A 24,638-nucleotide genomic window follows, 5' to 3' on the forward strand; every position below is an offset into this window, starting at 1 on the left:
GTCGCCGGCCGGAGAGACGCCCGACACTCCCGCTGACGCGCGCTCAGACCACGGCGCAGACCGTCTTGGTTTCGAGATAGTTCTCGAGGCCCGGCGCTCCGTTTTCATATCCCCAGCCGGATTGCTTGTGGCCGCCCTTCGGCAATTCGGGTGAGAAATACGAATGGCAGTTGATCCAGACGGTGCCTGAACGAATACGGGCGGAAAGCCGATGGGCAGAACTAAGGTCCTGTGTCCAGACGCTGGCCGCAAGCCCATAGGGCGAATCATTGGCAAACAAAATGGCCTCGTCGGCATCATCGAACGGTGTGACAGCCACCACGGGGCCGAAGATCTCCTCCCGCATCATTCGCATGTCCTGACGGACGCCGGTCATGACTGTTGGCCGATAGAAGGTCTTTAGCTCCCCGTCCTGCGCGCCACCTGTGACGATCTCGGCGCCTTCTTTGGCGCCCTCTGCCACGTAGCGCGCGACATGATCGGCCTGCCGGCGATCGACGAGGGGGCCGAGGTCCACATCCGGATCGAGCCCATGGCCGAGCCGCAGCTTGGCCGCCTCTTGCGCCAGTCCTTCGACCAGCCGCTGATAGATCGACCGATGGGCATAGACACGCGACCCGGCGACGCAGACCTGGCCGCCATTGGCAAAGATGCCGCGCGCGATGCCGGGGATGGCAAGCATCATGTCGGCATCCGGCATGACAATGGCCGGCGACTTGCCGCCGAGCTCCAGCGTCAGCTTCTTGAGGTTGCCGCGTGCAGCGCCGACGATCAGCTTGCCCACCTCGGTCGAGCCCGTAAAGGCGACCTTGTCGACCCCGGGATGGGCGGTCAAGGCCGCACCGACGGTCTCGCCCATCCCGGTGACGATATTGACGACACCGCGCGGAAGCCCGGCCTCGAGCATCAGTTCTGCAAGCCGCAGTGTCGTCAGCGACGTCTCCTCGGCTGGCTTCAACACGACCGTGCAGCCAGCCGCCAGCGCCGGCGCCAGCTTCATGGCTGCCATTAGCATCGGCGAGTTCCACGGCGTGATGGCAGCGACGACCCCGATCGGCTCGCGCGTCGTGTAGGCGAATATCTTCTTGCCCGGCGGCTGGTAGCCGATGGAGGTCGGGATCGTCGTGCCGAGGATCTTGGTGGTAAAGCCGGCGTAATAGCGAAACTGCTCGGCCGAGGCGGGGATCTCGCCGAAGCGTCCGGTCTTGAGAGATTTTCCCTGGTCGAGAGTCTCGAGTTCGGCAAGTTCATCGACATGGGCATCGATGAGATCGGCGATGCGCCACAGCAATTTGCCCCGCGCCGAAGGCGTCATGCCGCGCCAGGCATCTCCCTCGAATGCTTGCCGTGCCGACGAGACGGCGGCATCGATATCCGCTGCTCCTGCCGCCGCCAGTTCGGCGAGAGACTTGCCGGTGGCTGGGTCGAACGTCGTGAACGTGGCGCCGGAGGCGGCCGCGACCCACGCGCCATCGATCAGCAGTTTCTTGTCTGTTTGTGCCAGAAAGCGTCGCGCGCCTTCGCTGGCGGGCTCGAAGATGCGGATTGGGATGGTCATGGGTGTGGATCTCCCGGCCCGCAGGCCAATTGAGCAGCTTCAAGCCGCGCCGATGCGTTGAGCGCACCGCGAATGATCGAATGATAGCCGGTGCAGCGGCAAATATTGCCTTCGAGCGCAGAAAGAATCTCCGCTTCGCCAGCGGCCGGCAGGTCGATGAACAGCGCCGTCAGGGCCATCAGGAAGCCGGGCGCGCAGTAGCCGCACTGGAAGGCGTTTTCTTCGGCCAGCGCTGCCTTCACGACCCGCGCGATCTCGAAGGCATCGATCCCCTCCGGCGTGACGATGTCTGCATCCGGCAACTGCCATGCCATGACCAAGCAACCATTGACGGCAAGGCCGTTCATCAAAACGGTGCAGGCGCCACATCGGCCGATGCCGCAGGCGATCTTGGTGGCGGTGAGACCGAGTTCGTCGCGCAACAGTTCGGCCAGCCGCATATCCGGCGGCACTTCAAGGGCGACCGTTTCGCCGTTGAGGCGGAAGTTGACGTGCGTCGTCGCCACGGTGCTCATGCCCGCCCCGCCATCGCATCGAGGATTGCCTCCGGGGAAAGCGGCAGGCTGAGCGGCCGGTGGCCGATGGCACCGGCAACGGCATTGGCAATCGCCGGCGCGATGGCGCCGATGCCGAGTTCGCCGGCCCCGCGCGGCCCAAGCTCGTCGCCCGCGTCCAGATCTTCCAGGGCATAGACCGACATTGCTGAAGCACTGTCCCTGATGCCGGGCATCATGTAGCTGTCAAAATTGCCGTTCATGTTGGTGGCGTCGTGCATCATGGCGTCTTCCGTCAGCGTAAACCCGAGCCCCTGGATGGCGCCACCCTCCATCTGACCGAGATAGGCGGCGACGTCGATGACCGGGCCTGCCGCCGTGTGCTGCCTGATGTCCATGACGCGCACGCTGCCGGTCACGCGGTTGACGGCAACCCGCACCAGACATGCCCCGAAGGCGAAGATGTAGCGGGCGTTGCCTGCCTCATAGTCCGTCTTCGGAAAGTCGAAGGCGACCGTCGCGCTGGGCAGCGCGTCCGGCCCCAGCGAGCGGGCCAGCTCGCGGTAGGTGAGGAGAAGGTCCCCGCTGTTGCTGCCGGCGTCGGCAAAGCCACCGGGTGCAAGCCGCAAACTCATTGCCGGACGTCCGATTTTTAGTCCGGCGGCCTCGAGCAACTGTGGCGCCAGCAGCGCGCCGGCGGACTTGGCCACCTGCCAGACGACATAGCCGCCGCGCGATGCCGTGGTCGAGCCGGAATCGGGCGCAAGGTGGGTATCCCCCGTCACCGGCAGGACATCGTCACGCCCGCAGCCAAGCCGGTCGGCAACGGCTGCCTTGATCGATGTCAGCAGGCCCTGCCCCATTTCATCGAGGCCATAGGCCGCTTCGATAAAGCCGTCTTTGGAGAGAGCAAGCCTGCCGCCGGCCGGGTCGGGAACCAGCGAGCCGAGACCATTGCCCTGATAGTTCAACGCCATGCCGACCCCAACGATCTCCTCGGGCCCTGTCCCGTCCGCCTCCTGCCACAGAGAACTTGCGGCAGCGGCATCCAGCATCTCGGACAACCGCTCTGAGGTAGACACAATCTGCCCGAGATAGCCGGGCGCGCCGGGCTGGCGCAGATTGCGGCGACGAATCTCGACCGGCGTCAGGCCGCAGAGGTCTGCTAGCAGATCCATCTGACACTCGATCGCATAGGTCATCTGGTTGGCGCCAAAACCTCGGAATGCGCCGCAAACACCATTGTTCGTATAGGCAAGGCGACCCCGGGTCTCGACGTTCTCTAAGATGTAGGGTCCGGCCACATGTTCGAGCGCGGTCTCAAGAACGCCGGGACCGAGCGATGCGTAGGCACCGGCGTCGGAGAGGACATCGACCTCCTGGGCGAGCAGCCGGCCATCGGCATCACAGGCGGTGCGCATGCGGATCGTCATCGGATTGCGCTTGATGCCGGCAACGACCGATTCTGCGCGCGACAGCTGGATGCGAACCGGCTTCCCTGTTTTCTCGGCAAGAAGCGCCAGTGCCGGCTGCACCGTCAGTTCGTCCTTGCCACCGAACGCGCCGCCCGTCGGGCTGGTGACGACGCGGATCGTCTCCTCCGGCCGCCCCAGAATTCGCGCAAGTTGCTGCCGGTCGCGGGCACCGTGCTGGCCGCCGGCGAAGATCGACAGAACGCCGCCCGCCTCCACCTGCGCATAGCCGCCTTCTGTTTCCATGAATCCATGCATCTGCCGTGGCGTCGTATAGACGCGCTCGACGATGTGGGCCGCAGTGGCAAAGCCTTGCACCACGTTGCCGCGTGAAAAATGCAAGCTTCGCTGGAGATTGCCGCCCTCGTGCACGGCGGCCGCATCATCGGCTAGAGCCTGCAGCGGATCGGTGACGAGTGGAAGTGCGGCATATTCGACCTTGATGAGATCGAGCGCTGCCTGTGCCGTCCTTTCGTCGACGGCGGCGACAGCCGCGACCGCATCGCCCTTGTACCGCACCTTGTCGAAACATAGTGCCGGTTGATCCTGCACGACGATACCGAAGGCGTTGACACCATTGATGTCGCGATGGGTGACGACGGCAGCAACCCCCGGCAGAGCCTGCGCATCGCGCGTGTCGATCGAGACGATCCGGGCGTGGCCGACGCCAGCGCGCAAGATCCGCCCGACCAGCATGCCGGACATTCTTCGGTCGGTAAGGTAGGCCAGCTGGCCAGCGATCTTGGCCTCCACGTCCGGGCGCGTGTGCCAGCGCTGCGGCTGGTCCCTCCGGCTCAGCCGAATTTCTGCTGCGAGCGGCGGCGCTTCCAGCCGGCACCTGCGGGATCGTGCGGGCAATTCGGGCAGCCCGGCTAGGCCATGGACCAAGGCATTGGCAGCGACGTGGCGGCGGTAGCGGCCAGATCGAAACATATCATCGGGAGCAGATATTTCGTCTATCAACCGGGCGTGCAGCGCGTCCCAGTCGACATCGGCCCAAGCGAGACCCCCGAGGCTCGCCTCTGTTGCAACCAGGCGTGTCGCTGCCACGATGCCACCGCCGACAGCAAGCCGCACGGTTTCGATCCTGCCATCCGTTAGTCCGATGAGGCCGGAAATGCCGATGACACTCGGAGTGAAGGCGGCGCGCAATCCGATTTTTCGCGTGGTCCAGCGAAAGACAGGGAACGTCTTGGGAAGGATGACAGCCTTGATTACTTCATGCGGAGTGGCGGGCTGCGATAGCCAATGGCGGAGGCTTTCGCGCCCGGTGCCGCCTGTGCGGGCGATTTCCAGGCAAGCATCAAGCGCCAGCAGGGCCGGCAGCAGGCAGCCACTGCGGCCGGCGATATTGCCACCGATTGTGCCGATATTGCGCACTGCGGGGCCCGCCACCGATGCTGCCGATACCGCGAGCATCGCCAATCGCTCGGCAACCAGCGGATCCCTCAAGAGCGCCGACAGCGGCGTAAGGGCTCCGATGCGGATGATCTTGTCGTCGAGCGAGATACCGGTCATCTCGCCTATGCCCCCGAGATCGATCAGTCTTACCGGTTTCGCCGCACCTTTTGCCCACTCGAGTTGCAGGGCCGTTCCGCCGGCGACGAGACGCGCATCCTCGATATCCCGCATCATGCCGAGGGCATTCCCGACGGACGACGGATGGAGCACGGTGAAGGCGGCGCGGGTCATCGTCAGCCGGCCTCCATCGTTGTGCCGAAACGGATACCCTTTTCCTTTAGCCAGCGGCGGTAGGCTACGGAGGAGCTGTCTGCGCGGGTCGGGATTTCCTGGCGCGGTTCCAGTGGCAACAGAAGCGGCCGCTGGTTCTCGACGACGATGCGGTCCTGCAGGAAAATGATCTGCTCGAAGTGTAGCAGCGAGGTATGCGTCGAGGCGTTGTCGACCAGATACATGACGGGCTGTGCCCGACAGAGACCCTCTTCTATCGGCTGGATGAACAGCGCAATGGCGTCGAGCCGATCCGGCGCTGTCGGGCAGACGCGATAGAGCATGACGCAGAAAGGCGTGGGCACGCGGTAGGTCAGTTGTACGAAGGCGCCTTCGCTCTCGGTGGCAGCAATGCGCGGCTGGAAGAAGGTACAGTTGGTCGCCCAGACCTCGTCGACATCGCGGCGGACCTCACTCAGATAGCCCGGCACTTCGGTGTGCGGCTCCGAGCCGAGGATGTCCGTGTGAACGAACGGGAAATGTGCCATGTCGAGGAAATTTTCGACGACGCGAAGGCCTGATGCCCGCATCCTCACCCAGCCGCAGGGTACAAACCGGCGATCGGTCTCCGAGGCTTGCGAGATGTTGAAGATGTCCCTGTTCGGATGGCCGAGCGTCGTCCAGACGCAACCGTATTTCTCCTGCGCAGGCAAGGGTGCGCCAGACGCCACGCCGGAATGCACTTCGCAAATGACAATCCGCCCGCCTTGCTGGCGCACGATCTCGATGTCCTGTCCGAGCAACCGTGTCCGCACGGGCACTCCGGTGACGTCCGCTGCGGTCTCGACAGCGTACCATTCGTCCAGTGCAGCCCTGTCGGATGTCTTTGCCATGGAGGCTCCTATTCAGCCTTCGTCCACTGCGCCGTGCCGCCGGCGTTCTCTGCCAGCCATTCCGCACGGCGAGCAAAATGCGGCGGTGCGATGCGGTGGATCTCGGCGATGATTGCCTTCATGTCGCCGGTCTTCAGCATGCCGTCCTCGACTAGGATCTTCCCGTCGACCATCGTCATGCTGACATCGCCGCCGCGAACGGCGTGGACGAGGTTGTGCTGGAGGTTGAAATAGGGGCCCTCGCCGAAAACCGGCGTCATGCGCGGCGTATCGGTGCGCACGGCGATCAGATCCGCCCGCTTGCCCGCTTCCAGCGAGCCGATCTCGTGATCGAGCCCGATGGCGCTTGCACCTGATATCGTCGCCATGCGCAGGACGTCCCAGCTATCCATCGCGGCCGCATCGAGATCCTTCAGCTTGCCGAGCAGGGAGGCGACCTTCATTTCCTCGAACATGTCGAAGTTGTTGTTTTCCTTCTCGCCATCCGTGCCGATCCCCACCGGTACGCCGGCTGCCAGCATCTCGCCAACGAGGGCGATGCCGCTTGCAAGCTTCATGTTGCTCACCGGGTTATGGGCGATGGAGACATTGTACCTCGAGATGAGCTCGATCTCTGCCGAATCGAGCCAGACCCCGTGGGCGATCATGGTGCGCGGTGCTTCGAAGAAACCGAGCTCTTCGAGCGCAAACATCGGCCGCTTGCCATAGCGCTTGCCGAACTCCGCCAGCTCGATCTCTGCTTCGCTGCAATGGGTGTGAAAGCCGGTGTCATATTTTTTGGCAAGGGCGATGGCGCGTTGCTGGCCTGCCTCGTCGGCATAAAAGAGGTGTTCAAGCCCGACCCAGACGTTGATGCGGCCATCCGCCTTGCGATGCCAGGTCTCGATCATCGCCTCGTTCATGTCGAGCGTGTCGAAATAATTATATTCCGGGTGCTCGCCAACATAGGGCACGGCCACCAGCCGGTTGCCGATGGCGGCCGCAGCCTTTGCGCTGCCGTCCATGTATCGCCACATGTCGACGACAGTCGTCGTGCCGCCGAGGACAGATTCCGCGTAACAGAGCCAAGACGCCGCCTCCGCCTCGTGCGGCTGCAGCATGCGGTGCATCGGGTTGATATGCAGGGTCAGCCAGTCCCAGACGGGCAGGTGCTCCGCTGTGCCGCGCAGGAAACCGGAATGGGCGTGGGCATTGATGAGCCCGGGCATCAGGACGGAATTCTCGATCTTTCTGACGGACACCTCCGGATGTTCGGCCACGAGTTCGGCAAGCGGCACCACCGCCTCGATGCGTCCGCCGTCGATCAGTACGGCACCACCCGTCACGACGCGATTTGCCGGATCCATGGTCAGGAGATGGTCGCCGGCGATGATCTGTCTTGCACTTGCCATGATGGGTTCCAATTTCGTTTATCCGGTCCCGCGCCGAGGGCTCAGGTCCCGGTTGCGGTGAGCAGGAAGTCGGCCGCCCGCTCGCCGATCATCGTTACCGGCGCGTGGGTATTGCATGTCGGAATGATCGGGATCACGGAGGCGTCGGCAATCGTCAGCCCGGCGACGCCCGTGACCCTCAGCCTGCTGTCGACCACAGCCATTTCCCCGCTGCCCATCGCGCAGGTTCCGCAGACATGGAAAAAGGTCGAGCAGGCGTTGCGGATGTAGGCGATGATGTCCTTTCGGCCGAGCATCGCCGGCGGGGCTGCGTATCCGCCGAACCAGTCCGCATAGGCGGGCGTTGCCGCGAGCGCCATTATCATTTCCACCGAGGTGACGAGGGCGTCGAGATCGCTCGGTTCAGCAAGGTAATTGGGCTGGATTTCCAGCGCGCCGCCCGGCTCCGGGCTCAGCAGCCTCAAATAGCCGACGCTCTTCGAGCGCATCAGCCCGCAGCCGATCGAAAAGACGTCACTGGGAAGATCATAGAGTTCACGAATGCGCGGCTCGGCGCTGTTGCCCTGGACGGGAAAGGCATGCAGGTCGGCTTGCGGCAGATGAGTGCTCGACTTCCAGTTCATCATCGTGCCGCCGCCATTGCCGATCGTCGGCCCAAGCGGCTGCCTGGCGCGAAAGACGCAGGCCTGCACCAGCGGATGATCCTGGAGATTGCGGCCGACGCCTGCAAGTGCGGCACGGACGTCTATCCCAAGCCGCCTCAACTCGGCGGGATCGCCGATGCCGGACATCATCAGCAGGCGCGGCGTGTCGATCGCTCCAAGGGCGAGAACGATGCCGGTCGTTGCTTCGGTCTCGTGCGGACGGCCGTCGACCAGATGGGTAACGGAAACGCACCGGCCGTTTGCGATCCCGAGGCGGATCGCGAACGAATTTGTCGCCACCGTCAGCCGCTCGTTGTCGAGCACCGGCTCGAGATAGCCTTTCGCCGAACTCCAACGCTTGCCACCGGATATGTTGAAATTGGAAACGGCAGCACCCTCGTTGTCGGGGCCGTTGGGATCGTCGATGACGGGAATGCCGAGCGCCCGGGCGCCGTCGAGCATCGCCGCGGCTGTCGGGTGCAGTGTCGCACATCGCTCGATGCGCAACGGGCCGCCTGCACCGCGCAGGTCCGATGCACCGTCCTCCCAGTCTTCCGAACGCTTGAAGAACGGGAGCATGTCCTTGAAAGACCAGCCCTTTGCGCCGGCAGCTTCCCAGGCATCGTAGTCCATCGGATGGCCGCGATACCACATCATCGCATTGATGCTGCTGGAGCCGCCGAGCACCTTGCCGCGCGGAATGCCGATGACGCGATTGTTGACGGCAGGCGTCGGCGCATAGTCGTAGCCCCAGTCGTAGCGGCTGCGGCCGAGCGGCACCCAGGCCGCCGGGTCTTCGATTTCGGGAATGCCGAAGCCCGAGCTTCCGGCTTCGATCAAGAGCACGCTCGCGTTGCTGCCGTCGATCAGACGCCGTGCCACCGCGCAGCCGCCCGACCCCGATCCGACGACGATATAGTCGTAGGCCCTGGAAAGCGGCTTCTGGGGAATGGCGACGGCGGACATCGAACGATAGTTCCTGTTCAGTTGTGCTCGCTGGGGCCCATGATGACGATGCCTTCGCTCGCCTCGACATGGCGGACGAAGATGTATTTGTCTTCCCGGCCATCGCTGTGCTTGCGTTTGATGTCCGGCTGCACCGTGCCGGCAACCTTGGCGACGATGACATAGGGGACGTCGGCTGCAATCCCTGCGGCGCAATGGGCGTCGAACTCTTCCACGTTGCGTGCCGTGAAGGCATTTTCGATGCCGCAGCCGCGCGCGATGGCAGCGATATCGACACGTCCGAAGGCCGTATGCGTCGGCGGGCCGCCGATCGACTGGTAGATCTCGTTGTCCCAGACGACGACAAGGAGGTTCTTCGGTTGCTCGTTGCCGAGCGTCGCGAGAATGCCGAGGTTGAACATCATGCCGCCGTCCGTATCCAGCGAGACGATGCGCCTGTGTGGCAGGCCGGCGGCGAGTCCGAAGGCCTGGGGGGTGACGCAGCCGAGTTGCTGCTGGAAAAGGCTCGCTTCCCGCATATGCGGCGCCGCGTTGTACCATTCGTCGACGCTGCCACCGAGGGAGAGGATGACGAGCTCATCCTTCAGCCGGGCCGAAAGGGCTTTCATGCAATCGAAGCGTTTCATCGGACGATCTCCCCGCCAAGCGCGATTGCCGAATGGTAATAGGCCGCATAGGACCACTTGAAGGCGTCGGTGATGGCCCGCTCGATCGCCTCTTCCTCGCGCACGATCCGGTACGGAATGCGCAGCGCGTCGAGCACCGGCTCCATGGTTATGCCATGGGGGATCGCCCACCAGTTGTTCTCGCCGAGCTCGCCGCGATAGCTCATCAGCATGACGACCGGGATGCCGGCACCAAGGCCCATGCGCGCCAGGGGTTCGACAGACGCCCTGAGCCCGGAATTTTCCATCACCAATGCTGCCCGTTTGCCGGACAAAAAAACCCCGCCACAGATCGCGGCGCCCTCTCCCTCGTTCGTGACGCGGATCGTGCGGATATCGGGATCGGCATCAAGCGCTGGGTAGAGCTCCTTGAACAGCGAGTCCGGCAGGTAGCAAACGACGCTCACGCCGGCCTTTTTCAGGCCACGGATGACAGCGTCAACAGCAGATTTTTTCATCGGGCATCCTCTCTTCCCGGTCAGGGTGACAAATGCCGGATGTTCCGAATAGGGTCTTATTTTCGATCCATGCAATGCGCCAAAAGCAACATGTCATCATGTTCGATCTTCCGATCCATCAAGCGACTGCGCCAGAAGCCTGCCCATCGCCGAGGCGGCGTCCGACATTTCCTTCTCCGAGCGCGAGAGAAGCATCAGCTTGCGCGGATTGACCTTGGCGTCGTGCAAGGGGACGAACGTCAGCGTCCCATCGGCAATCTCCTGTTCGATGCCGACACGGGTCTGCAGCACCGTGCCGAGGTCGCGCTTGGCAAGATCGATCATGAGCCCGATGGAGTTGGTGCGCGCGCGGGGCGTGAGGTCGACGAAAGATCGGCTGAAGGCATCCTCGACCCAGGCGCCGAGCGTCAGGCTGGCGTCAGACAGGATGACCCGTTCGCCGGCAAGGTCGAACAGCTTCAGTTCCTTCTTCTGCGCATGACGGCTATCCGGGAGCGCCAGTACGCCGAGCGGCAACAGCACAGTCGAAATGCGCCGCACATTGCGCGCCACTTTGACGTCGAACACGACAGCAAGATCGCATTCGCCAGCGGCCACGGCATCGGCGGCCTGCTGCGATCCCATCACCCTGACATCGACGGAGATCTCCGGGTGCCGCTTCCAGAATTCCTGCAGGGCGTCCGGCATCAATCCCCGCGAGACGCTTTCGATGATGGCGACGGAGACGGTACCGCGATGCAGTCCGTTGAGATCGTTGATCTCGGTGCAGGCGCGCTTCAGTTCCGACAGGCTGAGACGGGCGTGATAGAGCATCAGTTCACCGGCGCTGGTGAGCTTCAGCCGCTGGCGGACACGCTCGAAGAGAGGCGTGCCGAGCTCTTCCTCGAGCTGCTTCAGGATAGGGCTGATCGAGGACGGTGCGACGTTCAGGGCCTGGGCTGCCTGGCGAATGGAGCCAAGACGCGCCACGAGCTGAAAGTAGTGGAGACGGGTGGCCACAAGCCCGAGCCGAAACGGATCCATCATGCCAACATGCCCATAAGCCGCGCCTTTCCGCTCTCAGTGATAATCGGGAATGCCGGGCATGGTCAGGAAGCCCTTGAGCGAGCGGAAATGCCGGATCCAGCGTCGCAGCGCCGGGAACTCCGCGTGATCGATGCCGAAATCGCGGCTGAGGGCGAAGGATGGGAAAAGCATGAGGTCGCCAAGCGTCGGACCGCTGCCGCAAAACCACTCCAGCCCATCGAAATGGCGGATTGTCATGTGGTCGTCCATGATCCGGAAGGCTTTGCGGGCCGAGGCGCGAAGCGTTGTTTCGTCACCGGGCGTATCGAACAGCGCCTGCAGCCGGGCCGCCACCGCCGGGCCAAGGGCAGTGTCGCCAAAGCCGACCCATCGGACGACGTCGGCGAAGGCCTTCGGGTCGTGCGGCAGCCACTGTTGCGCCGCGTCGTGCGCCCGGGCAAGATAAAGAAGAACGGGCGCCATGCCGTAAACGACGAGATCGCCATCCTTGACGACGGGAAGCGTCCCGAGCGGATTGAGAGCCAGCATGGCCGGCTTCCCGTGCTCCTGCCCCGGAAACATGTCGATGGCCACGGTCTGCCAATCCAGCCCGAGCATGGATAGCAAAAGGCGAGCGCGGTAGCTGTTTTCGTCGAGTTCGTAGCCGTAGAGGGTGATTTCCGGCATCAGGCCATCTCCGCCGTTTGCTCGAGTTCGAACCGCATCTTTTCCATCAGGCGGGCGTGGTGCGCCTGCCTGCCGCTTGCCTGCGGGGAATGAGGGCCGAGAATGACACCGTGAATGGCGGTCTTGTCGGGGGAGACTTGCTGGACGGCCATGAGCAGCCGGTCGCCATCCGCCGCCAGCAGTCCGGTGTTGGCATCCAGATGTTTCATTCCTGCCTGATCGAGCGCCGCGAGCACATCGCTGATCGGACAATCGACATAGAGGCTGCGGACGGGCGCGAATTCTGCGGCACCCACGGCATCTGGCAAAACGGCCTCGCTGGATGCCGTCGCCCAGATGATCCCGTAGTCCTCCCGCGCAAGATATGTCGGCACCTTGATCGTCGAAGGCACGTCCAGCGCAGGATGGGCCGGGATGTAGCGGCACTGACCGGCAGCATCATACTGCCAGCCGTGGTAGAGGCAGGCAATATGGTCGCCGCGCACGAAGCCGAAGCTCATCCGCATGCCGCGATGCGGACAGCGATCCTCCCAGACATGGACGATGCCGCTGCTGTCGCGCCAGACGACGATCTCCTGCTCGTCGACGACGGCACCCGCCGAGGTTCCGGGCTCGATCGAGGACGAAAGCCCGACCGGCACCCACCCTGCTTCCAGTCTCATGATCCGCTCCTCTTCATGCCGCAGCACGCCGCTCGATATCCAGGATGATACAATCGTAAGGGCCCAGGCTGCAGGCCATCTCGAACGCATCGACGAGATCGCCATGACCGCGCACCGAAAGGCTGGCAGCTGCACTGTCGCAGGCGCCGAAGTCGATTTGCAGATCCAGCTTGCGGGCGCGATGCGTGGCAAACTCCGTGAAGCTGTCGCAGATCATCTGACCGCGAAAGGTAAAGCTAGCCGCTTCGATCATCGCTCAACCTCGCTCGGGCAAGTGCCGTTCTGCGGTCTCCCAGTAGCCTTGACCTGCATGAAAATGACCCGTTTTGCATAAATTTTAATCGCGCCTTAGTTTTGTGCATCCTATCCGGTTTTTGCCGGAGAGTTCAAGCCAGTTTGGTGACGGAGTTGTTGCCTTTTGCGCCTGAGTGCCTTCGAAAAATTGGCACTATTCCGAACAAATGCCGTCTGACACTGTGATTGCCGATAGCTTCTTGCAAGCTTGAGATGGACGAAACCGCGCAGATCTACGCCGCTCCAGAGCCGTTTTCGACCGGGAAATTGGTCCTCGTCATCTGGCACAGTTGTTGCGTCGCATAAATCAACGCTGGCCGAAGCCGGCTATAAAGGGGGATACCATGCTGGACTTGCGTACGCTTTCAAGGCGCGGATTTTTGAACATGAGTGCCGCTGGCGCCGCCTCGGTGATGCTGCCGACAGGCTTTGCCCGCCAGGCATTGGCCGCCTCGGCATTTCCCCCGATCAAGGAAGAAGACGCTGTCGTCGGTTTCGGCCATGTCGGCCCGATCTCCGACGAGGGATGGACCTGGTCCCACCATCAGGGTCTGCTGGCCGTCAAGAAGGCCTATCCCAAACTCAAGAAGGTTCTCGAGGTCGAGAACATTCCCTACTCGGCCGACGCCACACGCACCTATCGCCAGTTCGTCAGCGAGGGCGCCAACATCATCTTCGATACGTCGTCCAACGGCGATTTCCTGCATGAGGTGGTCAAGCGCGCCACCGACGTCGCCTTCATGGAATGCGACGGCCGCGTGACGATGGACAATCTCGGCTGGTATTACCTCGCTCACTGGTATCCGACTTATGTGATCGGTGTGGCCGCCGGCCATCTGTCTAAAACCGGCAAGCTCGGCTACATCGCCTCTTTCCCGGTCGCTTCCGTCTATGCATCGACCAACGCGTTCCTGATGGGCGCTCGCAGCGTCAACCCGAACGCCGTGTTGCAGACCATCGTCATCAACTCGTGGTTCGACCCGCAGGCAGCGACGCAGGCCGGCACGGCATTGATCGACAACGGCTGCGACTTCCTCTTCGGCATCATGGACGAAGCCGGATATCTCCAGGTCGCGGAAAAGCGTGGCGTCTGGGCGGCGATGTGGAACACCGACATCCGCCGCTACGGCCCGAACTCCTATGTCTCGTCCGTGCTGATCGACTTCACCAAATTCTATGTCGACCAGGTCGGCAAGCGTCTCGCCGGCACCTGGACGCCGACCGAGCAGCTGTTTGCTATGGGTGCTGGCGTCGATCGCGACAAATGGGGCGAAAAGGTTCCGACCGACGTCGCGGCGGCGGCCGACGCAGTCCGCCAGAAGATGGTTGGCGGCTGGTCGCCGTTTACCGGAGAGATCAAGGATGCAAGCGGAAAGGTACGGGTTGCTGCCGGCCAGACGATGACCGACCTGGAACTCTACAACTGGGACTGGTCGGTCGAGGGCGTCTCGGGCCTTTCCGGCTGATCCCGGTCGACGACCGCCAATCCGGGACCCGGCCTTGCGGCCGGGTTCGCTGCTTCCCTTCCGGTGCATAATTGATGACTGAAAACGCGATCCGTTTCAAAGCTCCTGCCGGTGCGCCGCCTTTGGTCCAGCTGAAGGGTATCGCCAAGTATTTTCCAGGCGTCGTCGCCAACGAGAATGTCGACCTCGATGTCATGCCCGGTGAGATCCACGCCCTCTTGGGCGAAAACGGCGCCGGCAAGTCGACCCTGATGAACATCCTGACCGGTATCTACCAGCCAGACGCGGGCGAAATTATTATCGACGGCTACGCCAAGCAGTTCGCCACCCCGCTGCAGGCCATCGCTGCGGGCATCGGCATGGTGCATCAGCATTTCAAGCTCGTGCAGGCGTTCACTGTTGCCGAAAACATCCATCTCGGCTGGTCTGAGACACCCCGCCGTGCCTCGGCGCCTGTTCTGGAAGCCCGGACTGAGGCGCTTGCCGAAAAATTCAATCTCCAGACCCGACCGGGCGCGCGGGTGAGCGACCTGTCGACGGGTGAGCAGCAGCGCGTCGAAATCCTGCGCGTGCTTGCCCGCCAGGCGCGCGTGCTGATCCTCGACGAGCCGACGGCCGTGCTGACTCCTGCCGAAGCCCGCGAGCTCTTCAAGGCCTTGCGCAACTTCGTCGCCAGCGGCAATGCCGTCATCTTCATCAGCCATAAGCTCGACGAGGTGCTGGAAATCTCCGATCGCATCAGCATCCTGCGCGGCGGCCGCAAGATGGCGACGGTCGAGGCGGCCGAGTGCAATCCGCGCATGCTTGCAAAGCTCATGGTCGGTCGCGATATCGTGCTTGCCGACATGCGCCAGCGCTCGCCGACCGCGGCTGCCATGTCGGCGACACCGGCGCTCAGCCTTGAGCACGTCTCGGCTTCGGGCGACAACGGCAATCAGGCATTGTTCGATGTCTCGCTCGACGTCCGGGCCGGCGAGATCGTCGGCATTGCGGGCGTCGCTGGCAATGGGCAGCGCGAGTTTAGCCAGGTGCTGACAGGCATTCGCCCGCTCAGCGCAGGCCGCATCCTGATCGATGGCAGCACGGTGGAGAATGGCAATGCGGCATTTTTTGCAGATAGCGGCATCGGCCACATTCCGGAAGACCGACTGCACAGCGGCCTGGCGCCGGCGCTGAGCATCACCGTCAATGCCGTCATGCGCGAATACAAGACACCGCGGATCTCGGCAGGAGGCATCTACCGCCCGGCCTCGGCAGCGGCACTGGCCAAGGAAATTGCCGCCGCTGCCGAGGTGGCCATTCCGGATTTCGCCATGCCGGTCCGCAACCTGTCGGGCGGCAACCAGCAGCGGCTGGTGGCGCGTCGCGAAATGCGGATCGCCCACCGCGTGCTAGTGGCCGCCTATCCCAGCCGCGGCCTTGACGTCGGCGCCATCAACACGATGCTGCGCTATATCGTCGAGCTGCGCGACGCCGGCGCCGGTATCATCCTCATTTCCGAAGAACTTGAGGAACTGTTGAACGTCTCAGACCGGATCGCCGTTCTCTATGAAGGCCGGATCATGGGCATCGTCGATACCGACAACGCCGACCTCGACGAGATCGGCCTGCTCATGGGCGGCCGCGCACCAACCCACGAGGCCGCCTGAGATGGCTGCATCACTTCGCCTTCAGCGTCTGCCGTCCGCGTCGCCCGTCATAGCCTTTGCGGCGCGCGCCGCAGCCATTGTCATTGCCCTCGTCTTTGCCGGTATCGTCCTGTCGCTCACCGGGGCCGATCCTCTCAATCTCGGCCTGCAGGTGCTGAGCGCCAGCTTCGGATCGAGTTTTGGATTGGAGGATCTGGCGCTGCTGCTCATTCCCCTGATCCTCACCGGGCTGTCGGTCGCTGTCGCTCAGCAGATCGGCGCCTGGAATATCGGGGCGGAAGGCCAGTTCTACGCGGGGGCCTTCGGTGCCGCCGCTGTCGGTCTCTTCGTGCCAGGACCGCCGGTCATCATCCTGCCGATGATGTTCGTCGCCGGACTTGTCGGCGGCGCCGCCTGGATCCTCGTGCCGACGCTTGCGCGCGCCTATGCCGGTGTCAACGAGCTGATCACGACGCTACTGCTCAATTTCGTCGCGATCCTGCTCGTCTACTATGTCTCGACGAACGCCTGGCGCGACAAGATGGCGAATTCCGCCACCAAACGACTTTCCGCTGAAATCCCGGACTTCTGGGGCTCAGTCCACTGGGGCCTGCCGATTGCCGTGATCGTCGCGCTGGCCGTCGCGGCCTTGCTGGCGTTCTCGCGCTGGGGCTATGAAGTGCGCCTCGTCGGCTCGAACCCATCGGCGGCGCGCTATGCGGGCATGCCGGTCCGCAGGCACCTGATTACCGTCATGCTGCTCTCCGGTGCCATCGCCGGTCTCGCCGGCATGTTGGAGATCGCTGGCACGGTTCATCGCCTGCAAGGCGGCATCTCCAACAATTACGGCTATCTCGGTATCATGGTCGCGGTTCTCGCCCGCAGTTCGGCCATCGGCGTCATTTTTTCCGCAGCGCTGATGGCCTTCATCCTCAATTCCGGAATCATCCTGCAGACGCAGGGGCTGACGACGTCGACCGTGCTGGCAATCACCGGATTGATCCTGTTTCTGACCGCGATCGGCGACGAACTCGCCCATCACCGCATCGCCCGCGACAAGGCTTGAGGAGACAGAGCATGGACCTTCTGACCGGGCTTTTCACCACGGCGTTTCTTGCCGGCGGCGTGCTGGCGCTAGCCGCCCTCGGCGAGGTGCTGGCGGAACGCGTCGGCGTCGTCAATCTCGGTGTCGAAGGCCTGATGGCCATGGGGGCGCTGACGGCAATTGCCACCGTCGCGTCATTCCCGTCGCCAACGGTCGGTTTTCTCGCGGCGCTCGGCGTCGGCGCTGTCTTCGGCATGATGTTCGCGTTTGCCACTGTGATCCTCAGGGCAAATCAGGTGCTCTGCGGCCTTGCCTTGACACTGATGGGCAATGGTCTCGCCTCCACGATCGGCCGCGCCTATTCCGGCATGCCCGCCCGTGCGGTGTTTGCCGGTATCGAGGTACCGCTTCTCAGTAGCATCCCGATCTTCGGGAAGGCCTTCTTTTCGCAGAACATCCTCGTCTATCTCATCTATATCATCCTGCCGGTCGGGCTCAGCTACCTTATGTTCCGGACCCGCCACGGCCTCAACATGCGGGCTGTCGGCGAAAATCCGGCTGCGGCAGATGCTGCGGGCATTTCCGTCAATCTCATCCGCTTCGTCTACGTGACGGCCGGCTCTGCACTGGCGGCCGGTTCCGGTGCCTATCTGACGCTGACCTTCGTGCCCTCGTGGTCAGATGGCGTCGTCGCCGGTCGCGGCTGGATTGCCGTCGCACTGGTAATCTTTGCCGGCTACCGGCCGATCCCAGCCGTCCTGTCCGGGCTCCTGTTCGGCTTCATCACGGCACTCGGCTTCGTCGGCCAGGCGCGTGGCTGGCCGATTGCGCCGGCCTTTCTGTCGATGCTGCCCTATCTCGGCACCATGGCCTTCATCATCGTGCCGGTGCTCACCTGGCAGCGGATGCGCCGGATCATGGCGGCACCGGCGGCTATCGGCGTGCCCTATTACAGGGATGTGCGCTGATGCAGGAGGCATGCGCCACGCGGGTATTTGTCGATTTAGCGATGGACCAATGGCACGGAGATCATCAAGATGAGGCGGCAGGCAGTCGATCGAGAAACGGGAGCGCTCCATGAGCAGATGTTCGGACCAGGCAGCCCTTGATCAATGGTATCCGCTCGATACGGAGACGGAGATTCCCTTCGGGTCATCGTCGAGCCGCCTGCTTGGCAGCGATCTTGTGGTAACGAGAGAGACGGACGGTTCAATCGCGGTTACGGCAGAAGAGGGTGCTCTTCAGATCATCAAACGCTTCGGCCTTGTCTGGACGACGTTGGGGCAACCGGCCGGCGGCCTCTTTGCGCTGCCGGAGGCTGACGAGGAAGACCGTCGTGTCGTCAACTGCGGTTCCGTGATGGTTCGCGCATCCGGGCTACGGATTGTCGAGAACTTTCTCGACATGGCGCATTTTCCGTTCGTGCACACCGACATTCTGGGCGCCGAGCCCCACACCGAAGTCATGCACTACAATGCCGAGATCCGCCGGGATGTCGACGAGGTCTGGGCAACGAACTGCCAATTCTTCCAGCCGCAGGCCGCCCTATCCGCTACTGGCGGCATCATGACCGACTATATCTACCGCGTCATGACCCCGTTTGCGACGCTGCTCTACAAGACATGCCCGAACGCGGCCAACCGATGGGATGTCATATGCCTGTTTGTCCAGCCGCTCGATCCCGGCCGCTGCCGCGCCCATCCCGTCATGTTCCTAATCGACAATGTCTCGACGACCACCGAGCTGGTGCATTTCCAGCAGCTGATCTTCCTGCAGGACCGCATCATTCTCGAAAACCAGCGCCCGGTGCTGTTGCCGATGGAGGCGCGCTCGGAGATCCCGACGCGGGCCGATGCCAGCTCCATCGCCTATCGTCGCTGGCTGAAGGAGAAGGGCATCACCTACGGCACTTCCGCGATGGCAGCGTAGCGGATACCCCATGGATCTTTGCAACCGGACACTGAGCGCCAGCGGCTTTCACACGCCGGAACGCGGCACCATCGATATCCTGCAGGACGTCTTGATCGACATCGACGGTGACGGCCGGATCGAAGCCATAGTCCGGCCAGGCGAACCCAGTTATGACGAAATTCGCCGGGTCCGCGAGACCGACGGGCGGCTCGTCACCCTTTCCCGCACCGCCTACCTCCTGCCGGGCTTCGTCGACCTGCACGTACATGCGCCGCAATACCCGCAACTGGGAAGCGCGCTCGACGTGCCGCTCGAGGTCTGGTTGCAGACCTATACCTTCCCGCTCGAGGCCCGCTACCAGAACCTGGCCTTCGCAAGGCGTAGCTACGGACTGCTGGTCGACGACCTGCTGGCGAACGGCACGACCACCGCCCTCTATTTCGCGACAGTCCACCAGGAGGCGACGCGCCTGCTGGTGGATCTCTGCCTCGAGAAAGGCCAGCGGGCATTGATCGGCAAAGTCGCAATGGACAATGCCGACGAGTGCCCGGACTATTATCGCGACGCATCGACCGAGGCGGCTTTGGAGGGCACGCGGGCGCTGGTGGACCATATCCGCAGCCATCCGGACAATGGCGCCGATCGCGTTCTGCCGGTGGTGACGCCACGCTTCATTCCGTCCTGCACGGATGCGACGCTCGAGGGGCTCGGTGCCATCGCCAGTGAATGCAGTTGCCATGTCCAGACCCATTGTTCGGAGAGCGACTGGGCGCATGGCTACGTGCTCGACCGCTACGGGTCTACCGACACCGACATGCTCGACCGGTTCGGCCTGCTCGGGCGCAAGACGGTTCTCGCCCATGCCAATTTCCTGACGGCCGACGACATCGAAACAATCCGCGTCCGCAAGGCCGCCATCGCCCATTGCCCTCTGTCCAACGCCTATTTCGCCAACGCCGTCTTCCCACTCCTGGCAGCGCTCGAAAAAGGCGTTCATGTTGGCTTGGGCACCGATATTTCCGGCGGTCCGAGCGCGTCGATGCTTGAAAATTGCCGAGGCGCCGTCCTTGCCTCGCGCATGTTGCAGAGCGGTGTGGATCCGACACTGGCTGCGGGTGTCCGATCGACCTTCGGTCCCGCACAGATCGATTTTCGCGATGCATTCTACATCGCGACCACAGGGGGTGGGGTGGCCCTCGACCTGCCCATCGGCCAGTTCACGCCCGGCTACAAATTCGACGCCGTCGTCATCGATGTCGAGGCCGAAGGCGGGACGGTGCGCCTTTGGGACGAGTTCGACCACGGTGAGCAGATCCTCCAGAAGATCATCTACACGGCCTCACGGGCAAACGTCTCGGCCGTGTGGGTCGACGGGTTGGACAGGCTGACCGCTGGGTGATCAGCCAGCGGCTCGCCCTACGGGCGCTGCGCGCCGTCTGTCGTGAGATAGACGGCGTAGACAGAGGTCGTCGCTGTTATGAAGAGGCGGTTGCGGCGTGGTCCGCCGAAGGTGAGGTTGGCAACGGTTTGCGGCACCTTGATCTTGCCGAACAAGACACCCTCTGGCGAGAAGCAATGCACACCGTCCGCAGCACTCGACCAAAGGTTGCCCTGGTTATCGAACCGGATGCCATCCGGTATGCCTGCATCGATGTGGCAGAACACCTTCGGGTTCGCAAGGCTGCGGCCGTCGACGACGTCGAAGACCCGGATGTGGCGTGGCGCTGACGGCTCGTGGCTGGCCCCGCTATCGGCAATGTAGAGCTTTGTCTCATCCGGCGAAAAGGCGAGCCCATTTGGCTGCAGGAAGTCGCTGACGACAGCGGTGAGATCGCTGGTTTCGGGATCCAGCCGAAAGACGTTGCGCTGGCCCTGCTCTGGATCGGACTTGTAGCCCTCGTAGTCCGACAGGATCCCGTAGGTCGGGTCGGTGAACCAGATCGTCCCGTCCGAGCGGACGATCACATCGTTGGGGGAGTTCAGGCGTCTGCCTTCGAAGCTGTGGGCAAGAACAGTGATGCAGCCATCCACCTCCGTGCGAGTGACGCGGCGTGTGCCGTGCTCGCAGGAGATCAGCCGGCCCTCTCGGTCGCGCGTATTTCCGTTGCTGAAGTTCGAAGCGTGACGGAAAACCGAGACGCCGCCATCCGGCACCCAGCGCATCATCTTCTGGTTCGGAATATCGCTCCACAGAAGATGTTGCGCATCGTCGAACCAGACCGGGCCTTCCGCCCAGCGGCAACCACTGTAGAGCTCTTCCAGCCGGGCACTGCCGACAAACAGCGCCGTAAAGCGTGGGTCGTGAACTTCGAATGGGGATGCGTCGGTCATGAGGATATTCCGCGTTCAGTGATTTCGAAGACTGCGTCCACCGGCGACGACGATGACGCCGATGATGATGAGACCGGTCATGACGAGGCGGATGCCCGCGCCAAAGCCGTAGGTGTTGAGCATGGAGACGACGAGGAACATGAACAGCGACGCGCCCCATATGCCGGCGACATTGCTGTCCCCACCGGCAACCGCCGTGCCGCCAATGACGACGACGGCAATCGACATCAAAAGATATTCCTGGCCCATGTTGAGCGCGGCACCGCCGGAGAAGCTCGCCAGCAGATAGCCGCAGACGGCGGCGAGCACGGCACAGAGCACGTAGGTTGTCAGCCGGACGCCATCGACCGGTATGCCGGCCATGCGCGCAGCATTGATGCTCTGGCCGATTGCGGCGGCCCAGCGCCCATAAACGGTTCTTTGCAGCAGCACATAAGCGAGGAGCGATAGAACGAGCGCGAGGAGCGCGACGTTCGGCAGGCCCAGCGTCGTTCCTGTCGAAAAGCTTGCCAGCGCCTCCGGCGGTTTGATCCGCAGGCCGCGGTTCGTCCAGATGGCGGTCGACTGCACGATGAAGCTCATTGACAGGGTGGCGATGATTGGCGGGATCCTTAGGAGCTTGATCAGCGCGTAATTGCCGAGCCCCACTGCTAGGCCGACGGCGACAGCCACCAGCAGGCCCATGGCGATCAGCGCGTTTTCGCCCGCCATGAATTTCAGCGCGACTGTGCCCGACAGCGTCATCGTTGCGGGCACGCACAGATCGATATTGCCCGGGCCGAGGGTGATGACGAACATCTGACCGACGCCGACCACGATCGAGAACGCGGCGAAGGTCAGCGCTGCCTGGCTGAGACCCAATGTGCTGGCGCCGCCGGTAAACAGGATGGTGACGAACCAGACGACGAAGGCAGCGACGAAGGACCAGATCCATGGCTTGCGCATGAGCGAGGTGAGGATTGTCATGCGCGCTTCTCCCTTTTTTCCATGCGGTTGAGCAGCAGTCGCAGCCCGAGCACGACGATAAGGATCGCCCCCTGCGCGCCGATCTGCCAATCCGACGAAATGCGCAGGAACGACAGGAACGAGCCCGCAAGTGTCAAGGTCAGCGCGCCGATGACTGCACCGATGGGCGAAACGCGGCCGCCGACGAACTCGCCGCCGCCGAGGATGACACCGGCAATCGACAACAGCGTGTAGCGCAACGCAATGTTGGCATCGGCCGACGTCGTCAGGCCGACAAGGGCAATTCCGGCCAGAATGGCGAAAAAGGCGGCCAGCGCATAGGTCGCTGCCCTTGCCGCTAGGATCGACCAGCCGGCGCGCTCGACAGAACGTGCGTTGCCGCCGACGCCGCGCAGGATGACGCCGAACGAGGAGCGCATAATGAGGAAATGCGAGAACAGCGCGATGATGACGCTGGCGACGATGGCCATCGGCACCAGCGGCGGCTTTGACGTCATAACCGCCCTCGCCCAGTCCGGCGCATGCCCTCCCGGTGCCGGCAGCAGCAGGATGGCCAGTCCGCTCCAGACGAAGCTCATGCCGAGCGTGACGACGATGGATGGCAGGTCGCGGATGTGGATGAGCACGCCGAGACCGGCATAGACAGCGACGGCGGCCAGCAGAATGGCGATGCCCAGTGCCGGATCGGATTGCAGGAAGGTCGCCGTGACGCAGGCGATGAAGCTGACGAACGAGCCCATGGAGAGATCGAGATCGTTGACGGTCATGACCAGCATCTGGGCGATTGTCGCGAGTGCAATCGGAACCGCCAGATTGAACAGCAGGTTCAGGCCGATGTAGCTCATCGCACGTGGCTGCAGATAGAAGACTGAAATGAGCAGGATTGTCAGCGACAGGGCGGGAATGACGAGGCGGATGGTATCCGAAGACAGGCGAAGCTTCATGCCGCCACTCCCGTGAAGGAGGCTGATAGAATGTTTTCCTCGGTCACTTCGGGGCCGACGAGTTCGCGGACGATGACGCCTTTGTTAAAAACGAAAACGCGGTCGCAAAGACTGACCTCTTCCATCTCCGTCGAATACCACACGAAGGTCCGTCCCTTGGCCGCTTCAGCCCTGATGATGGCGTAGACTTCCTGCTTGGTGCCGACATCGACACCGCGCATCGGATCGTCCATGAGCACGACGGGCGCAGTCGTTGCCAGCGCGCGGGCGAAAAGCACCTTCTGCTGGTTGCCGCCTGAGAGCGACAGAATGCGATTGTCCATGTCCTTGGTGCGGATCTCGATCCTTTCCTTCCACGACATGCCGAGCGTCTCTTCCTTAGCGTCTCGCAGCATTCCGCCCGGAGACAGGTCGTTGAGATTGGCAATGGTGAGGTTCTTCAGAATGCTCCATAGCGGAAAGACACCGTTGAGAGCGCGGTCGCCGGCAACGAAGGTCACCTCGGCATCGCGCCGCCGCATCCAGTTGCCGGTGCGCGCCAGATAAAGCTCGAGGAGGATATCCGTCTGTCCATGGCCCCCGAGCCCTGCCAGTCCAACGAGTTCGCCCGGGAACGCGCTGAACGGCAATCCCTTGCCTTTGCGTGGGGGAGCTGACAGCAGAGGCGGGGCTTGGTGTGCCCGGGCGCGCGCCGGCGCGGCGTCGCGTGCCTTGACGACACTGCCCATGACGGCCACCAGGCTGTGATGATCGAATGCAGCGGACGGTTTCTCGGCGACGACCTTGCCGTCCTTCATGACGATGACCCGGTCGGTTGCCGACAGGATTTCACCGAGGATATGGGAGATCAGGATGATCGACCCGCCGTTTTTCACGAAGACACGCACATAGGCGAGCAATTGCGCCGCAAGGCTTGCGTCCAGTGACGAGGTGGGCTCATCGAGGATCACCAGCTTGACCGGAGTGGAGATAGTGGAGAATGCCGTGGCGATCTCGACCATCTGCCGTTCGGCAATCGAGAGGTCGCCGATGGTGGCTTCCGGCTTGATGCCATGGCCTGGGAAAATCGCATCCAGAGACTGGCTGATGATGGCGGCGGCACGCCTGCGCCAACCCCAGCCGGTCAAGCCGCGATGCATGACGCGGGTGTTCTCGATGACGGTCAGGTTGGGACAAAGCGACAATTCCTGGAAAACGCATCGCACGCCGTGGCTTCGCGCGGCAGCGATACCGTAGCGCTCGATCTTCTCGCCACCGCAACTGACGCTACCGGAATGCAGTGTCAGCCCGCCGTTGATGATGTTGACGATTGTCGATTTCCCCGCGCCGTTGTGACCGACGAGGCCGACGCATTCGCCGGCGGCAATACGGATGGTTACGCCGTCCAGCGCCTTGACTGCGCCGAAATGCACCTTGGCGTCGCTCACCTCAACGACGGCCGGGCCGTGCGTTTTCACGTCCATGACTGGATCTCCCTCTGAAGGACC

At 63.0% G+C, this 24,638-nt stretch carries 22 protein-coding genes; 6 read left to right on the plus strand and 16 right to left on the minus strand.

The genetic code is table 11. The features are described 5' to 3' along the window. Nucleotides 1–43: 43 nt before the first annotated feature. The 12 genes from J5289_RS22665 to J5289_RS22720 all read right to left on the minus strand — a co-directional run bounded on the left by J5289_RS22665 (nucleotide 44) and on the right by J5289_RS22720 (nucleotide 12,819). Nucleotides 44–1,558, minus strand: a complete 1,515-nt coding sequence (locus J5289_RS22665) for an aldehyde dehydrogenase (protein WP_209207206.1) — start codon at nucleotides 1,556–1,558, stop codon at nucleotides 44–46. Beyond that, complete coding sequence (locus tag J5289_RS22670; RefSeq protein ID WP_209207205.1) at nucleotides 1,555–2,073, minus strand: (2Fe-2S)-binding protein; 519 nt, start codon at nucleotides 2,071–2,073, stop codon at nucleotides 1,555–1,557. The genes J5289_RS22665 and J5289_RS22670 overlap by 4 nt, the downstream gene beginning before the upstream one ends. Continuing rightward, a complete protein-coding gene (locus tag J5289_RS22675; RefSeq protein WP_209207204.1) occupies nucleotides 2,070–5,216 on the minus strand; it encodes a molybdopterin cofactor-binding domain-containing protein in 3,147 nt (1,048 codons plus the stop codon). The genes J5289_RS22670 and J5289_RS22675 overlap by 4 nt, the downstream gene beginning before the upstream one ends. Nucleotides 5,217–5,218: 2 nt before the next feature. After that, the gene (locus J5289_RS22680) at nucleotides 5,219–6,088 is read right to left on the minus strand and encodes an aromatic ring-hydroxylating dioxygenase subunit alpha (protein WP_143123284.1); all 870 of its coding nucleotides are present in this window, start codon (nucleotides 6,086–6,088) and stop codon (nucleotides 5,219–5,221) included. An 8-nt stretch (nucleotides 6,089–6,096) separates the two neighbouring features. Beyond that, the gene (locus J5289_RS22685) at nucleotides 6,097–7,479 is read right to left on the minus strand and encodes an amidohydrolase family protein (protein WP_209207203.1); all 1,383 of its coding nucleotides are present in this window, start codon (nucleotides 7,477–7,479) and stop codon (nucleotides 6,097–6,099) included. A 41-nt stretch (nucleotides 7,480–7,520) separates the two neighbouring features. Next, on the minus strand, nucleotides 7,521–9,089 hold the full coding sequence (locus tag J5289_RS22690; RefSeq protein ID WP_209207202.1) for a GMC family oxidoreductase: 1,569 nt from the start codon (nucleotides 9,087–9,089) through the stop codon (nucleotides 7,521–7,523). A gap of 17 nt (nucleotides 9,090–9,106) precedes the next feature. Then, nucleotides 9,107–9,715, minus strand: a complete 609-nt coding sequence (locus tag J5289_RS22695) for a thiamine pyrophosphate-dependent enzyme (protein ID WP_209207201.1) — start codon at nucleotides 9,713–9,715, stop codon at nucleotides 9,107–9,109. Continuing rightward, nucleotides 9,712–10,212 carry a thiamine pyrophosphate-binding protein gene (locus J5289_RS22700; protein ID WP_111222304.1) on the minus strand — a complete coding sequence of 167 codons (501 nt, stop codon included), beginning with the start codon at nucleotides 10,210–10,212 and terminating at the stop codon, nucleotides 9,712–9,714. The genes J5289_RS22695 and J5289_RS22700 overlap by 4 nt, the downstream gene beginning before the upstream one ends. Before the next feature lie 96 nt (nucleotides 10,213–10,308). After that, nucleotides 10,309–11,238, minus strand: coding sequence for a LysR family transcriptional regulator (locus tag J5289_RS22705; protein ID WP_247750717.1), 930 nt, complete (start codon nucleotides 11,236–11,238; stop codon nucleotides 10,309–10,311). 33 nt (nucleotides 11,239–11,271) lie between these two features. Then, on the minus strand, nucleotides 11,272–11,904 hold the full coding sequence (locus tag J5289_RS22710; protein WP_142831384.1) for a glutathione S-transferase family protein: 633 nt from the start codon (nucleotides 11,902–11,904) through the stop codon (nucleotides 11,272–11,274). Beyond that, nucleotides 11,904–12,566, minus strand: coding sequence for a Rieske (2Fe-2S) protein (locus J5289_RS22715; RefSeq protein WP_142831383.1), 663 nt, complete (start codon nucleotides 12,564–12,566; stop codon nucleotides 11,904–11,906). The genes J5289_RS22710 and J5289_RS22715 overlap by 1 nt, the downstream gene beginning before the upstream one ends. A 13-nt stretch (nucleotides 12,567–12,579) precedes the next feature. Then, the gene (locus tag J5289_RS22720; protein ID WP_224128722.1) at nucleotides 12,580–12,819 is read right to left on the minus strand and encodes a hypothetical protein; all 240 of its coding nucleotides are present in this window, start codon (nucleotides 12,817–12,819) and stop codon (nucleotides 12,580–12,582) included. 385 nt (nucleotides 12,820–13,204) lie between these two features. Here J5289_RS22720 and J5289_RS22725 point away from each other — a divergent pair, with 385 nt between their 5' ends. From J5289_RS22725 to guaD, 6 genes are all read left to right on the plus strand, one after another. Further along, entirely contained in the window at nucleotides 13,205–14,326 is a 1,122-nt protein-coding gene (locus J5289_RS22725) for a BMP family ABC transporter substrate-binding protein (RefSeq protein WP_209187998.1), read from the plus strand. Nucleotides 14,327–14,400: 74 nt separating this feature from the next. Continuing rightward, a complete protein-coding gene (locus J5289_RS22730; protein WP_209207200.1) occupies nucleotides 14,401–15,975 on the plus strand; it encodes an ABC transporter ATP-binding protein in 1,575 nt (524 codons plus the stop codon). A gap of 1 nt (nucleotide 15,976) precedes the next feature. Continuing rightward, nucleotides 15,977–17,020: an ABC transporter permease gene (locus J5289_RS22735; RefSeq protein ID WP_209207199.1), complete on the plus strand. Its 1,044-nt coding sequence runs from the start codon at nucleotides 15,977–15,979 to the stop codon at nucleotides 17,018–17,020. Nucleotides 17,021–17,031: 11 nt separating this feature from the next. Next, nucleotides 17,032–17,967: an ABC transporter permease gene (locus tag J5289_RS22740; RefSeq protein WP_142831379.1), complete on the plus strand. Its 936-nt coding sequence runs from the start codon at nucleotides 17,032–17,034 to the stop codon at nucleotides 17,965–17,967. A 109-nt stretch (nucleotides 17,968–18,076) separates the two neighbouring features. Beyond that, the gene (locus tag J5289_RS22745; RefSeq protein WP_209207198.1) at nucleotides 18,077–18,928 is read left to right on the plus strand and encodes an aromatic ring-hydroxylating dioxygenase subunit alpha; all 852 of its coding nucleotides are present in this window, start codon (nucleotides 18,077–18,079) and stop codon (nucleotides 18,926–18,928) included. Between the two features lie 10 nt (nucleotides 18,929–18,938). Further along, on the plus strand, nucleotides 18,939–20,309 hold the full coding sequence (gene guaD / locus J5289_RS22750; RefSeq protein WP_209207197.1) for a guanine deaminase: 1,371 nt from the start codon (nucleotides 18,939–18,941) through the stop codon (nucleotides 20,307–20,309). A gap of 17 nt (nucleotides 20,310–20,326) precedes the next feature. Here the strand turns inward: guaD and J5289_RS22755 are convergent, their stop codons facing one another. Genes J5289_RS22755 through J5289_RS22770 form a run of 4 tightly spaced genes read right to left on the minus strand, consistent with a single transcriptional unit; the run spans nucleotide 20,327 to nucleotide 24,614 of the window. After that, nucleotides 20,327–21,241 carry an SMP-30/gluconolactonase/LRE family protein gene (locus tag J5289_RS22755; protein ID WP_209207196.1) on the minus strand — a complete coding sequence of 305 codons (915 nt, stop codon included), beginning with the start codon at nucleotides 21,239–21,241 and terminating at the stop codon, nucleotides 20,327–20,329. A gap of 15 nt (nucleotides 21,242–21,256) precedes the next feature. Beyond that, nucleotides 21,257–22,207 carry an ABC transporter permease gene (locus J5289_RS22760; protein WP_142831375.1) on the minus strand — a complete coding sequence of 317 codons (951 nt, stop codon included), beginning with the start codon at nucleotides 22,205–22,207 and terminating at the stop codon, nucleotides 21,257–21,259. Next, nucleotides 22,204–23,151 carry an ABC transporter permease gene (locus J5289_RS22765; RefSeq protein WP_142831374.1) on the minus strand — a complete coding sequence of 316 codons (948 nt, stop codon included), beginning with the start codon at nucleotides 23,149–23,151 and terminating at the stop codon, nucleotides 22,204–22,206. Before J5289_RS22765 ends, J5289_RS22760 begins: the two co-directional genes overlap by 4 nt. Continuing rightward, the gene (locus J5289_RS22770; RefSeq protein WP_209207195.1) at nucleotides 23,148–24,614 is read right to left on the minus strand and encodes an ATP-binding cassette domain-containing protein; all 1,467 of its coding nucleotides are present in this window, start codon (nucleotides 24,612–24,614) and stop codon (nucleotides 23,148–23,150) included. Before J5289_RS22770 ends, J5289_RS22765 begins: the two co-directional genes overlap by 4 nt. Nucleotides 24,615–24,638: the final 24 nt, after the last annotated feature.

This window comes from Rhizobium sp. B230/85 (genome assembly GCF_019355735.1).
In the GTDB taxonomy this organism is placed as follows: Bacteria; Pseudomonadota; Alphaproteobacteria; order Rhizobiales; family Rhizobiaceae; genus Rhizobium; species Rhizobium rhododendri.